Genomic DNA, 13107 nt, shown 5'->3' with positions numbered 1-13107 from the left:
GCTTCGTGGAAGCAATCTGCCCTCCACGAAGCGAAGTCTCCTCAAAGCATACGAGGGATCTGTCATGGCCACGAATGTCGTGCGTAGCTGGCAACGGGAACATCTCATGGAGCAGCGAGTGCTGATTGTCGAAGACGAACTGTTGATAGCTCTCGATCTCGAAACGATTATCGAGGACATGGGATTACATGTCGCGGGTCTCGCATCGGGTCGGGAAGCGGCCCTCAGCCTAGCACCCCTTGCTGACATCGCCTTCGTCGACGTCAACCTCTCCGATGGCGCCACCGGCCCTGAGATCGGCCGGCAGCTCGCAGAAGACCATGGCATTTCCGTTGTCTTCATGACTGCCAATCCGGAAGTGGTTGCGGGTGGTGTCCGCGGCGCACTCGGCGTGGTGGCAAAACCTGTCATGCCAAGGGTGGTCGAAGAGCTTTTGAAGTATGTCACCGCTAAGCGTGCTGGTACGATGGCGGTGGTGCCGCCGCAGATGGTGGTGTTTGCTTAATGCGAATGGATGTCCTGGAAAGGCCTTGGATTCCAGGTCCCAAATGACATTGCATACACTTGGCAGAACTGAATCGATGTAGACGCAAATCCTGTTCGGGTCGGACTGTTCAGTCGATGAACTGAGCGAGCGAAAGCGCCGCCTCCAAACCTCCTACGATGCCAAGCGGGTTACCATACCGAAAAGCTTGATAGCGAGGTCTTCGACTGGTCCGAGTCCATTGCTGCAGTACTGCGGACCGTTCACAAGGGATCGGGCTTTCGCCTATCATTATTTGTTGCTTAAAGCGGAGCGAGGCCGCTTGCTACATCTCAAGAGAGAACGCACGTTACGTTAATATTAAACGCCGACGCATGATCAATGAAGGAATTTGAAACTCTCACTGTAGTAGCGATCGCTCATTCTCGCTCCATTGAGGAGGTGGAAGCAGTGCAGCCGATTTGGCGTAAGAAATCGCGACGTAGAAAAGAACCGTCAAACAAGCCGCGATGATGATCGCGCGCTGCTGGTCTGTCCACCGCATAAAAGTTCTCTACTGCCTGAGTGAAGCATCGTTGCTAACACGGCAGACGCCTTATGGCAAACGTGTCAGCCCACAGCTTCCAGGCATTATTTCTGCAGTACTTCATTGCTTGGCCAGGTGGCGCGCTACACGATCCAAAAGGAAGATGACGACGGGGATCACGGCGAGCCCATAGGTGATGAGGGCCGTCTGCAACGCGATCTGATTCAAGAAAATAACGTTCATTCCGACCGTTGAAAAATAGGTCGCTCGTAAGATCGGCGTTTGAATCAGCTGTTGAATTTCATCCAATATCCAAAGCAGTCCAAATCCGAGAAACGAGAAGATGACTATGCCGAAATAACCGAACGCCGCATAGCCACCGACAAAGAACACGCCGGGATTGCTTCCGCTATCGGGTCCAAGCAGGGTTCGCGCTACCTCCACGTCAGGCATCCGAACCGGCACGCCTATCATTTGGGCGATAAGGTTGATGCCGCCAAAACCCGCGAATGACTTCATATCGGGGTAAACTGTAAAGTATCGCACGATTATCGAGTAAGGTTCTCCCCAAATACGTTCGAGTGCGAGCGGCACTGGTTGTAGCGTTCCGTTCATGATCGCCAGTCGATATTGGCCAAAGTATAGTAAGGAAAGTACGCCTACTGCCAGACCGGCTGAGACGATTGAGACGATCGTCAATGTCTCGATATCAAGAAGTGCACGGCGGCGTTGTGCGAGCAAAAGAATCATGTAACCCGAAAAAAACAAGATCGGCAACTTTGAGAGAGATCCAGGAAGAAGAACGAAAAATATTATGGAAGAGATTAGCGCAAATATATAATGCTTTCTTATAATTATTGGATAGGCAATGAGACAAAATAGGATCGGGTACAAGGTAAATCGGAGACGTCCGACCAGGCTTTCTACCACCCAAGATTGATAGTAAGTCGTGCCCCTTAATGTTCTATATTCCGGACCATCAAGGTTGATCGTTAGATATCGCAGAACATTCCATTTGAAATCACGGAATTCTGCATTCAACATGAGAAACGCAAATATGAGCAGGGAAGCCGTAATCGCGCTCACACTCCAAAAAAAAGTTGGTGGGTCGGAATGGACGCTGGCTTTCCGTTCTAAATTCTCTGCTGACGGCCGGAGGCGGCGTCTGAGAAAGAAGACCCCCGATCCACAAATGAGCGCCAAGCTGAACCCATACTCAGCAGCAAGCGCTGACCTATCGGATAGGTCCAGCCCATTGAGAGTGGTTTCACCGCTCGGCAGAAATAGGTAGCCGGGAAGGAAAATGATCAAAAACGAGAGAATGAAAAAATCGCTAACTTGTGCCGATGACGACTGTTTGGAGCGCCACCAAGAAAACAAGAAGCAGGCAGTCGCGAGCAATTTCAGGGCGATCATTGTCCACCGTCTACCAGTCTGAACAGGCCAGTAAGAAAGAATGCGACGAAAAGAAACGTGTTAGCTGCTGTCGCCGCCAATGCCACCGCATAAGCACCAAGGGTATCAGCCAGTCCAAAGGCGATTATCCCAGCGGTGACCAGAGCGATCAGGTGCGCAAACGCATAGATCCTCTCGCCATTGCTCATGAGCAAGAGATTGCTCCACGGCAATGAGAACGCGAACATAACTTGCGAGAGTACAATCAGATTTATGAGATTCCCCGCGGTTCTGTATTCCGTTCCGAATACAATTTCCATTGTTATACCGGGGAACGCAATCAGGAATGCGGCGAGAGGTAAGACGCCGATCCCGACCAAGAGTGTCTGCAAAACCATATCTCGCTTCAGTTGATCGGCGTTTCCCATTGCAAATGCTTTGCTCAGACGCGGCGAGAAAACAAGAAGCAGCACCGTGGGTACAATGATCAAAAGGCTCGAAATTCGGGATGCTGAGTTGTACATCGCCAGGTCCTCGGCGGAGGCGAGCGTCGGCAACACCATCGTGTCCATTCGATCAAGCAATGTCCGCCCACCAAAGCCCACAAGCGCAAAGGCGGCAACACGGCTCCAATGTGCAGTTTTGTAAAGACTGTTTGGAGCGGCAAGGAACTTACTCAGGCGGTTTTTAACCAAAAGAATTTGGAGGAGGACACCGAGGGCCACCCCGAAAGAAAAATAAACGAGCGCCCGCGTTACGCCGGCGTTACCGGTAGAAAGCAGAATAAGCCCGGTCACAGCAAACGGAATGGTTTCCGCGCTAAGTATGCTCGATGCAGGTAGGCCGAGTGCCGCCAAATATTCCCTGAAAATAAAAAGAAGAGAATAGATGACAGTGATGATCGATATGCAAATATATATGTTGAAATTGATCGTGCCGATTTGAAGAAGCGCAATGGTCGCGAAAACCAAGGCGATAAGGACTATTGATGCCATTGGCACTTGGAATGAACGCAGGATAAATCCCTTCACCGCAGGGGCATCGGTCTCTTCGGCGCGCGAAATTTCGCGCCGTATAACGCTAAGCCAACCCAGCGTGCCAATTTGTACCAGGAGTTGGCTCATTGTGATTGCGTAGATGAAGAGCGAATTGTCGGCAGGGGTGAAAATTCGCGCAGTAATAATAAACAGTAATAGTGAAAATACCCGAGCGGACGCGACGGCAAAGGCCGTTCTTCCCAGCGTAAGGAACGTTTTGAGATTGCTATGGATATTCATTCAGTTCGCTGTCGCATGCACTAACCTTGTGGACTGGTGCCGTGAAACAAAGGCGTCATTTTGAATGTCAAGGCAAAAATGAACTACAAGACCTGTGACGGCGGTTCCGGTTTCCTGTTTCGCGTGAGAAACTGGCCGACACGATTCACGATCTTCGATACCCAGAATTTCGGGACTGAAATTTTGAATCCGTGCTCGTGAAACGCGCGGAGTATCTCTGAATTTTGGCGCGAAATATTTCTGGCGCTTTTATTCGTCGCGCCGCCTAATCGCATCCTGACTAGAACCCGCGGAATATAGATTGCGTTAATGCGACCGATCTCCAGAAACCGCAGCATGAGCTCAACGTCCGCACCGAGTCTATAACGCAAATCAAACTTACCAAGCTTGTTATAAATGCGGCGCCTAACGTAAAACGTGGGATGGGGCGGGCACCATCCACGCTGAAATAAACCTGGTTTGAATGGGCCTGATTTCCAGTGACGCATCCTCCGGCTCGGGTTGCGATTGGAAACATAAATAAGGTCGCCGTAGCAAGCGTCGTAGGCTTCATCCTCAAGCGCAGATGCGACGGCCGCGAGCGAGTCCTTGTCTTCGAATATATCGTCTGCGTTCAAAAATCCGATGATGTCGCCTTTGGCGATATCGATCCCCTTGTTCATCGCGTAATAAATTCCGGCATCTGGGCCAGAAAACACGTGCCGGTTGACGCTGTTCGCCTCGGCAATGATAGAAAGAGTCTCGTCAGTTGAGCCTCCATCGATGATGATGTGCTCAAAGTCCCGATAGGTTTGACCGTCAATGGATTTTAGTGTGTCGGCGATCGTTCGCTCTGCATTCCAGCAAACCGTTATCAGCGTCACGCGTGGAGCGTGAGAATTGATAGTGGCTTCGGCCATCATATATCGAATTACCCGGACATTGTCATCAATTGCTAGGGAACGCCTATCAGATCAAGAGGTCACACGGCAACCAATTACTTATGGTTGTCCACTGTCCTGCCCAATGCGATACCGATCTGAATTTTGTTTCTCAACTCGCCGCATTGCACACGGTTCGATCTATCTGTAGTGAGCAAGCTCTAAACCGGTGAGAACCTGACGTTTTGCTGGTCGAAAGAAACCACGTATCTGCGGGAGGCAACATGTCTTCAACGAAAATCCAACGCAAAGGCATCCTGCTGGCCGGCGGTTCAGGCACAAGGCTTCATCCAGCGACGCTTGCCATTTCCAAGCAGCTTCTGCCGGTTTTTGACAAGCCGATGATCTACTATCCGCTGTCGACGCTGATGTTGGCTGGTATCCGTGATATTCTTATTATCTCGACGCCACAGGACACACCGCGCTTCGAGCAGCTCCTAGGGGACGGCGCGCAATGGGGATTGAACTTTCAATACGCCGTTCAAGCCTCGCCCGAAGGCATTCCTCAAGCGTTTTCGATCGGGAAAGAGTTCATCGGGCGCGAGTCTACCGCATTGGTACTTGGCGATAACATCTTCTACGGCAATCTCTTGACGCATGACTTGTCGGCCGCTTCGGAAAGGTCGGATAACGCGACCATCTTCGCATATAAGGTTCATGATCCCGAACGGTATGGAGTAGTGGAATTCGATAGCCGAGGAAAAGTCCTGAGCTTGGAGGAGAAGCCATCCAACCCTCGCTCGGCCTATGCTGTCACCGGCCTTTATTTTTATGACAATGACGTGGTCGATATTGCTGAGTCCTTGAAACCATCGCCGCGCGGCGAAACTGAAATTACCGATATCAACCGACATTATCTGTCAGCGGGCAAATTGAATGTCGCCGTCCTTGGCCGAGGGCACGCCTGGCTTGATACCGGCACGCACGATTCCTTGCTCGAAGCCAGCCAGTTCATCGCCACCATCGAGAGGCGCCAAGGGCTGAAGATTGCCTGCCCAGAAGAAATTGCATTTCATTTGGGCTACATAGACGCTGAGCAGTTGCAAAGGCTCGCGGCTCCACTTGAAAAGAGCTCCTATGGACGATACCTGATCAGCTTGGTCAGGGAGCCAGCCCCGCATTTTCCAACTGCCTAGCCCATAAATTGGAAAACCAATCTTGTCCGCTTTTACTTTGCTTGAGCTAAAGACGATCTCCGATGTGCGGGGGGCGCTGACCGTTATGGATGGGATACTCCCATTTCCGGTTGCGCGAAGCTTTTGGATCTATGGTGCCGACGGCCAAAAGCGCGGTGGCCATCGTCATCATAAGACCCGGCAGGCATTGATTGCGCTTTCGGGAACCGTGGTGGTCTCTATGGACAATGGCGAAATCCAGGAAGAAATTACATTGTCATCGCCTGACAAGTGCCTTCTTGTAGAACCACATGATTGGCATGAAATGGCTTTTGGTCCGGGTTCGATCCTATTGGTTTTTGCCTCCGATGGATACGACAGCGACGACTACATCCACACTCCTTACGGGCGCTCCTGAAATGATCGAATATGAAAGTCTTGCGCAGGCCAATCGCGCATTGATGGAAGAATTGGAGGCGGCTGCTTCCCGGGTAATTCGTTCGGGCTGGTACATACTCGGAAGTGAAGTTTCGTCATTTGAGGCCGAATTCGCTGCCTTCGCCGAGAGCAAGCATTGCATCAGTGTGGCAAATGGTCTTGATGCCTTGATATTGTCCATAGAGGCGCTCGAGCTGCCCAAGGGCAGCGAGATCATGGTTGCGTCCAATACCTACATAGCAACAATTCTGGCCATCCTGCGAGCTGGCCACAAACCCGTTCTGGTGGAGCCTGAGCGGGAGACGTTTAACATTGACCCCGCTTACCTGCCCGCGGCGCTCACGTCCGATACGCGAGCAATTTGCGTGACGCATCTTTTCGGTAAGGCTTGCCGAATGACTGAGATTGCCGCGTTCGCAAATGAGCATGGCCTAGTCGTGATCGAGGATTGTGCGCAATCGCACGGCGCGCGCTATGACGGAAAGCTCACCGGCACGTTCGGGATTGCAGGCTGCTTCAGCTTCTATCCGACCAAAAATCTTGGTGCATTGGGAGATGCCGGGGCGATCGTCACGAACGATGATACCTTTGCAGATCGTCTTAGACACATGCGCAACTACGGCTCGAAGAAGAAATACGAAAACGTTTATATCGGGGTAAATTCGAGGCTTGACGAGATACAAGCGGCGTTTCTGCGAGTTAAGCTGCGCTATATGGATCAAATGACTGAACACAAGCGGGCGCTGGCAAACATCTATTTCGCAAATTTGCCGAACTGGCTCGCCCAGCCGCTTCGTCGACCTGCCGAATACGACGTGTTTCATATTTTCGGAATACGTCACCCGGCCCGAGACGAATTGCGTCAATGGCTGCTGGACCATGGGGTCAAGACCGAGATACATTATCCAATTGCACCGCATCGGCAGAAGGCGATGCAAGGCATTCTCTCTGGCAACTATCCTGTTGCAGACGAGCTGCATGCAACCGAACTGAGCCTGCCTATTTCGGTGGGACATCGCAGTGACGAGATCGAGCGCGTCTGCAGCCTTCTCACAGCGCTCCCGGAACACCTGAAGATAACGGCATGACAGAGCACTCGACGGGATCGGCCCCAGCGCGTCAGGTCGATGATTGGGATATCATCATCAAGCCTTCTAAGGGCAGCATGCCGGATCTTGGTGCGGTCTGGCGATATCGTGATCTCATCTGGATGTTCTTCAAGCGAGATTTCACGACATTCTATAAGCAAACCGTTCTCGGACCTGCCTGGTACGTCATCCAGCCTTCTCTGACCGCCATGACTTACTATGTCGTGTTCGGAAAAATCGCCAATCTTTCCACGGATGGCCTTCCACCGTTCGTGTTTTACATGTCGGGCACAATCATCTGGAGCTATTTTTCTGCCTGCCTGACCAACAATTCCGAAGTGTTCTCCAAGAACGCCAACCTGTTCGGAAAAGTTTATTTCCCCAGGCTTGTGGTGCCTCTCTCCGTGGTGATGAGCGGTCTGGTAGCATTTGCTATTCAGTTCTTGCTTTTGCTGGTGGTTTCCGTCGCAATAAAGATCGCGACCCCTGATCTGATATTAAGCTACCGCTTCCTGTTTATGACGCCTCTGGTGCTTCTCTACATTGCAGTGCTGGGCATTGGTGCTGGACTGGTGGTTTCTGCCCTAACAGTGCGATTCCGTGACTTGGTCTACGCTGTCGGATTTATGACGCAGCTCTGGATGTATGCGACACCTATCGTGTATCCATTTAGCCAGATTCCTGACCGATACCACTGGTTCTATTACCTTAATCCAATGACGATGCCAGTGCAGACCTTTCGTTGGGCGTTGTTTGACGTTCCCGCTTTGCCAATCAGTCTTTGTCTTGCCAATCTCGCAGTGACCAGTGTGATTACGATATGCGGCCTGATGCTGTTCGCGCGGGCCGAGGCGACCGCTATGGATACAGTTTAATGAACGATGTTGTTATCCGCGCGGAGCACGTCAGCAAGCTATATCGTCTGGGTGTGATCAACCACGGCACGCTTTATCGCGACCTTCAGAGCTTGTGGGCCAAGTGGCGCAATCTACCTGACCCGAATGTTTCGGTATCGGACTATGCGACCGAACGGGACAGGCAGTCGCGCCTCAAGGGAGATATCTTTCACGCTCTTGACGATGTCTCCTTTGAGGTAGGACAAGGCGAGATCGTCGGCATCATCGGCAGGAATGGGGCCGGGAAATCGACGCTGCTGAAGGTGATGTCGCGTATCACAATGCCAAATTCGGGCTTCATTGGGATACGAGGCAGAATAGCCAGCTTGCTCGAAGTAGGCACTGGATTTCATCCCGAGCTCACGGGCCGAGAGAACGTTTATCTCAATGGCGCTATCCTCGGCATGAGCCGAACCGAGGTGAGATCGAAATTCGATGAGATTGTTGAGTTTGCGGAGATCGGCGAATTTATCGACACACCGGTGAAGCGATACTCCTCTGGCATGTATGTCCGCTTGGCATTCTCCGTTGCGGCTCATCTCGAACCTGAAATTCTGCTGGTGGACGAGGTATTGGCTGTCGGCGACGTGAACTTCCAGAACAAATGCATGGGACGCATGCAGGAGGTCACCAAATCTGGAAGAACGATTGTCTTCGTTAGTCACAATATGACAGCAATAAGCAGCATCTGCCCGAAATCGATCCTGATGGCCGATGGAAAAGTTGCTGCGATGGGCGACACCGCAGAGGTGATCAAGGCCTATCTTAATCGGCCCGAATTTGGCGGCACGGCAAGTTATGCCGTCAATCCTGACGAAATTGATGGAAAGGCGGTTATTTGTCGTGTTGTCGTGCTCAACGAGAGCGGCGAGGCTTCAGGGACACTGGAGCTTTCGAAGGGGTTTTCGGTCGAAGTCGAATACGAGTTGAGGGAACCACTTTCTGGTCTTTCGGTTGGGATGCAGATCATGATGGAAGATGGGTATACCTCGCTCATCAGCCTTTCCGATCCTGAACTCGATGTTGGACGCCTGGACATCCGGCCCGCTGGTTACTATCGAGCTCGCGTCAAATTCCCCGGTTATCTCCTGAATACGGGCACATTCTACCTGCGTCTCGGCATATCGAGCCGTTTTTCGATATATTCCGTGGCCGAGGGCATCCGTTTCGACGTCGAGGATAATGTAGGAATTATCCAGATGCTGGGTCAGCAACGAAAGCCATCGATTTCAGCAATCCAATTGCCTTGGGAGGTGGAGAAGCTCTTCCTGCGCAACTCTGAAGGTGTTTTGAAATGAAAAGAGCGCTTGTCACCGGGGCAGATGGCTTCATAGGCTCTCATCTTGTCGAAACCTTGGTCAAATCGGGCGTCGAAGTTCGTGCGCTTTGCCAGTACAATTCGTTTTCGAGCTGGGGATGGTTGGACCACTCCGAACATCGTGGGAAGTTCGAGGTTGTCCTTGGGGACGTCCGCGACCCAGCCCAGATGCGCACCGTCGCGAAGGGCATCGATACGATCTTCCATCTCGCAGCTCTTATCGCGATTCCCTATTCCTATCAGGCTCCGTCGAGCTACGTCGACACCAATGTCCATGGGACACTGAACGTTCTACAAGGGGCTCTCGATGCCGGCGTCGGAAGGGTCATCCAGACATCGACGAGCGAAGTCTACGGGACGGCGCGTTTTGTCCCCATCAGTGAAAGCCATCCCCTACAGGCACAGTCGCCCTATTCTGCCTCCAAGATCGGCGCTGATGCAATTGCGTATAGCTATCATTCGAGCTTTGACCTGCCGGTGACAATTGCGCGGCCGTTCAACACCTTCGGCCCGAGACAATCAGCAAGGGCCGTTATTCCGACTGTGATTTCGCAGCTTCTAACCGGACGAACGACGCTGACGCTCGGTGCGCTCTCGCCCACGAGGGATTTCAATTTTGTACAGGACACATGCGACGGCTTTCTGGCGCTCGCGGCTTGCGATGCTGCCATCGGCCGGACGGTCAATATTGGCTCCGGCAGCGAGATATCGATCGGCGATACCGTTCAACTGATCGCCGACATCATCGGCGTCAGTGTGGAGATCCAATGCGACGAGCAGCGTTTGCGCCCGGCAAACAGTGAAGTAGAGCGCTTGTGCTGCGACAACAGCTTGATCAAGTCTCTGACAGGTTTTTCGTCCCGTTACAGCTTGGAAGACGGACTTAAAGCAACGATCGAATGGCTGCGTCAGCCGCATAATCTATCAAGATACAAGGCGGATATCTTCAATGTCTAGGCGTGCAATCATTCTGGCGGGAGGGATGGGAACGCGCCTGAGGCCCTATACAGTCGTTCTTCCGAAGCCTCTGATGCCGATCGGCGACTATCCCATTCTTGAAGTTATCATTCGTCAGCTGATAGCTGGCGGGTTTCAGCATATTACCCTGGCCGTCAATCATCAGGCCGAGCTAATCAAGGCGTTCTTCCAGGATGGCGACAAATGGGGCGTGCGTATTGATTATTCGCTCGAGGACGAGCCGCTCGGTACGATGGGTCCTTTGCGGTTGATAAAGGATCTGCCGGAGAATTTCCTAGTGATGAACGGAGATATTCTGACAGATTTGAACTACGCCGACTTTCATGATGCTCACGTCCGCGACGGGAACATATTCACGATCTCATCCAAAACGCGTCAGCATCGCATAGACTATGGCGTTCTCGACACGAACGAGGACGGACGCCTGACCGGTTTTCGGGAAAAGCCGACGGCTGAATACAAAGTCAGCATGGGCGTTTACATGGTATCGTCCCAAGCCGTCGAATATATACCGCAACGTGGTGCTTATGGCTTTGATCAGCTGATGCTTGATCTTCTTAGTGCCGGTAAGCCGGCCACGGTTCGCGATTTTCCGGGCTATTGGCTCGATATCGGGCGGCCTGATGATTATGCGCTGGCGATAGAGCAATTCGAATCCATGCAATCCAGGTTCTTGAATGGTTGATGCCATTGTCACGGGTGCTGGTGGTTTTCTCGGAAAGCGCCTCGTTGGGCGGCTTGAGCAGGCTGGCGTAGACGTATTTGCGCTTGACCGAAAGTATGGTGACATAAGCGACGAGAAAACTTGGCAGCAACTTCCCGCTGCGAACGTTCTCTTTCATCTCGCCGGCAGGACATTTGTTCCGGACAGCTGGACACAGGGGCCGAGCTTCACGGCGGCTAATGTTCTCGGTACCCAACATGCTCTCAACTGGTGCAAGCGACATAAGTCCAAGCTTGTATTTGCAAGCGCCTATGTCTACGGGGTGCCAGAGCGACTGCCGATACGGGAAAGCGATCCGGCGAGGCCGAACAATCCCTATGCCCTCTCAAAACATCTCGCCGAACAACTCTGTGAGTTTGCCGCCACATATGAGCAGATACCAGTGGTGGTATTACGGCTTTTCAATATATATGGCGTTGGGCAGCGCTCCGGATTTTTAATACCAACGCTTCTGAATCAGGTGAGGGCGAAGCAGGAAATACATGTCATGGATCTCGGTCCCCGACGGGACTATGTGTTCGTCGACGATGTCCTGAACGCCTTTACTAAGGCCATGGACGTGCCGGAAGGCTATCATTGCTTGAATATCGGCTCCGGCACGTCGTATTCGGTGCAGGAAATAATCGATATCTTGCAGAAGGCAGCCGGCACGGATCTACCTGTAGTGTCCGCTTGCACTGTCCGGCGGAATGAAATACCTGACGTGCGGGCCGATATCACGCGGGCTCGTGCCGTTCTCGGATGGCAACCGGAGTGGGACCTGCCAGCCGGGATCCGCGTGGTGATGAAGGAGTCGTAAATTGAACGAGCGTTACGTTCCGATCAACAAGGGCAACTACTCGATGGACACGGACGCGCGTGAAGCGGCGTTCGAGGAATATCGTGGCGAGGGTTGGGAAGCAGAATACGCTGACTACCGGCGGAAGTGGTCGGAATATGCCCTGAATCAGCAGGTTTCGGATTATCCGCTGCTCGTTGACCTTGAGCTCGCATCGATTTGCAACCTGCGTTGCCCCATGTGCTACACGATCAGTGATGAGTTCAAGAAACACGTCAATACGACGCGGATGGACTGGGATCTCTATTGCCGCATCATCGATGAGATCGGCGGCAAGGTCCCGGCGCTCCGCCTATCGCTGCGTGGCGAAGCCACACTACACAAGCGCTTTGCCGATTGCGTGCGCTACGCGAAGGACCATGGGATCAAGGAAGTCTCGACCCTCACTCATGGCTTCAAGCTTAATCGGGACTATTTCGCTCAGCTCGTTGATGCGGGCATTGACTGGATTACCGTGTCTATCGATGGCACCGGTGAAACCTACGAGAAGATACGCAAGCCGATCAAGTTCGAGGCGCTGCTAGACAAGATCAAGGATATAAAGAAATACAAGGAGGAACATGGCCTCCACCGCCCGGTCATCAAGGTTCAGGGGATCTGGCCGGCGATCAGAGAAAATCCGGATCTTTACTATGAGACGTTCGCACCTCACGTGGATTTGGTCGCCTTCAATCCGTTGATCGACTATCTCGGCAAGGACTCGGATATCGCCTATCTCGACAACTTCACCTGCCCGCAGCAGTACCAGCGTCTAGTGATCGGTGCCGACGGACTGGTGATGAAGTGCTCGAACGACGAAGAGAACCGTGAGGTCATCGGCGACGCGAACATCGAAACCGTGCATCAGATATGGCACGGGGAAAAAATGAATGCTGTTCGTGCTTTGCACAAGGAACCGCAAGGCTTTCTGAAGAGCGAAGTTTGCCGCAGATGCTATCTCCCGAGGCAGACTAAAGATGAACCGGCCCAGATTTGCGGCAGGCAGGTAATCGTCCGCAACTACGTCGATCGGAACCAGGAAATCGGCCAGTAATCAACCGGGGTCGGCTGAAGCTGCGGCTTGCGATAGTCGCTAGGCCGTCAGTCTGGCTGTGGCATCGGGCGTGAGTG

The 13107-nt window shown here is 52.5% G+C and carries 13 protein-coding genes; 10 read left to right on the top strand and 3 right to left on the bottom strand.

The window, feature by feature from the left end; all coding sequences use genetic code 11:
* Positions 1-64: 64 nt before the first annotated feature.
* Positions 65-505 (top strand): response regulator, encoded by a 441-nt coding sequence (locus tag KQ933_RS29240; protein WP_216759472.1) that lies wholly within the window; start codon positions 65-67, stop codon positions 503-505.
* 625 nt (positions 506-1130) lie between these two features.
* Here the strand turns inward: KQ933_RS29240 and KQ933_RS29235 are convergent.
* The 3 genes from KQ933_RS29235 to KQ933_RS29225 form a co-directional block, all read right to left on the bottom strand.
* Entirely contained in the window at positions 1131-2426 is a 1296-nt protein-coding gene (locus KQ933_RS29235) for a hypothetical protein (RefSeq protein WP_216759471.1), read from the bottom strand.
* Entirely contained in the window at positions 2423-3682 is a 1260-nt protein-coding gene (locus tag KQ933_RS29230) for an oligosaccharide flippase family protein (RefSeq protein ID WP_216759470.1), read from the bottom strand. The genes KQ933_RS29235 and KQ933_RS29230 overlap by 4 nt, the downstream gene beginning before the upstream one ends.
* Before the next feature lie 83 nt (positions 3683-3765).
* Positions 3766-4581 (bottom strand): glycosyltransferase family 2 protein, encoded by an 816-nt coding sequence (locus KQ933_RS29225; RefSeq protein ID WP_216760866.1) that lies wholly within the window; start codon positions 4579-4581, stop codon positions 3766-3768.
* 245 nt (positions 4582-4826) lie between these two features.
* Between KQ933_RS29225 and rfbA the strand changes: the two genes are divergently transcribed.
* The 9 genes from rfbA to KQ933_RS29180 are packed head-to-tail and all read left to right on the top strand — an operon-like array spanning position 4827 to position 13030.
* Positions 4827-5738, top strand: a complete 912-nt coding sequence (rfbA, locus tag KQ933_RS29220) for a glucose-1-phosphate thymidylyltransferase RfbA (protein WP_216759469.1) — start codon at positions 4827-4829, stop codon at positions 5736-5738.
* 22 nt (positions 5739-5760) lie between these two features.
* On the top strand, positions 5761-6135 hold the full coding sequence (locus KQ933_RS29215) for an FdtA/QdtA family cupin domain-containing protein (protein WP_216759468.1): 375 nt from the start codon (positions 5761-5763) through the stop codon (positions 6133-6135).
* 1 nt (position 6136) lies between these two features.
* Positions 6137-7243, top strand: coding sequence for a DegT/DnrJ/EryC1/StrS aminotransferase family protein (locus KQ933_RS29210; RefSeq protein ID WP_216759467.1), 1107 nt, complete (start codon positions 6137-6139; stop codon positions 7241-7243).
* Positions 7240-8118 (top strand): ABC transporter permease, encoded by an 879-nt coding sequence (locus KQ933_RS29205; protein ID WP_216759466.1) that lies wholly within the window; start codon positions 7240-7242, stop codon positions 8116-8118. The genes KQ933_RS29210 and KQ933_RS29205 overlap by 4 nt, the downstream gene beginning before the upstream one ends.
* On the top strand, positions 8118-9437 hold the full coding sequence (locus KQ933_RS29200) for an ABC transporter ATP-binding protein (protein WP_216759465.1): 1320 nt from the start codon (positions 8118-8120) through the stop codon (positions 9435-9437). The genes KQ933_RS29205 and KQ933_RS29200 overlap by 1 nt, the downstream gene beginning before the upstream one ends.
* Entirely contained in the window at positions 9434-10414 is a 981-nt protein-coding gene (locus KQ933_RS29195; protein WP_216759464.1) for an NAD-dependent 4,6-dehydratase LegB, read from the top strand. The genes KQ933_RS29200 and KQ933_RS29195 overlap by 4 nt, the downstream gene beginning before the upstream one ends.
* Complete coding sequence (locus tag KQ933_RS29190) at positions 10407-11120, top strand: nucleotidyltransferase family protein (RefSeq protein WP_216759463.1); 714 nt, start codon at positions 10407-10409, stop codon at positions 11118-11120. The genes KQ933_RS29195 and KQ933_RS29190 overlap by 8 nt, the downstream gene beginning before the upstream one ends.
* On the top strand, positions 11113-11958 hold the full coding sequence (locus KQ933_RS29185) for an NAD(P)-dependent oxidoreductase (protein ID WP_216759462.1): 846 nt from the start codon (positions 11113-11115) through the stop codon (positions 11956-11958). The genes KQ933_RS29190 and KQ933_RS29185 overlap by 8 nt, the downstream gene beginning before the upstream one ends.
* A gap of 1 nt (position 11959) precedes the next feature.
* Positions 11960-13030: a radical SAM/SPASM domain-containing protein gene (locus KQ933_RS29180; RefSeq protein ID WP_216759461.1), complete on the top strand. Its 1071-nt coding sequence runs from the start codon at positions 11960-11962 to the stop codon at positions 13028-13030.
* The last annotated feature ends 77 nt before the right edge of the window (positions 13031-13107 follow it).

The sequence above is a fragment of the Rhizobium sp. WYJ-E13 genome (genome assembly GCF_018987265.1).
Taxonomy (GTDB): Bacteria; Pseudomonadota; Alphaproteobacteria; order Rhizobiales; family Rhizobiaceae; genus Rhizobium.
This window is presented reverse-complemented; position numbering and strand designations above follow the sequence as displayed.

Coding starts and splice junctions, on each gene's coding strand:
- KQ933_RS29240 (WP_216759472.1), top strand. CDS start 65: ATGGCCACGAATGTCGTGCGTAGCTGGCAACGGGAACATCTCATGGAG.
- KQ933_RS29235 (WP_216759471.1), bottom strand. CDS start 2,426: ATGATCGCCCTGAAATTGCTCGCGACTGCCTGCTTCTTGTTTTCTTGG.
- KQ933_RS29230 (WP_216759470.1), bottom strand. CDS start 3,682: ATGAATATCCATAGCAATCTCAAAACGTTCCTTACGCTGGGAAGAACG.
- KQ933_RS29225 (WP_216760866.1), bottom strand. CDS start 4,581: ATGGCCGAAGCCACTATCAATTCTCACGCTCCACGCGTGACGCTGATA.
- rfbA (WP_216759469.1), top strand. CDS start 4,827: ATGTCTTCAACGAAAATCCAACGCAAAGGCATCCTGCTGGCCGGCGGT.
- KQ933_RS29210 (WP_216759467.1), top strand. CDS start 6,137: ATGATCGAATATGAAAGTCTTGCGCAGGCCAATCGCGCATTGATGGAA.
- KQ933_RS29205 (WP_216759466.1), top strand. CDS start 7,240: ATGACAGAGCACTCGACGGGATCGGCCCCAGCGCGTCAGGTCGATGAT.
- KQ933_RS29200 (WP_216759465.1), top strand. CDS start 8,118: ATGAACGATGTTGTTATCCGCGCGGAGCACGTCAGCAAGCTATATCGT.
- KQ933_RS29195 (WP_216759464.1), top strand. CDS start 9,434: ATGAAAAGAGCGCTTGTCACCGGGGCAGATGGCTTCATAGGCTCTCAT.
- KQ933_RS29190 (WP_216759463.1), top strand. CDS start 10,407: ATGTCTAGGCGTGCAATCATTCTGGCGGGAGGGATGGGAACGCGCCTG.
- KQ933_RS29185 (WP_216759462.1), top strand. CDS start 11,113: ATGGTTGATGCCATTGTCACGGGTGCTGGTGGTTTTCTCGGAAAGCGC.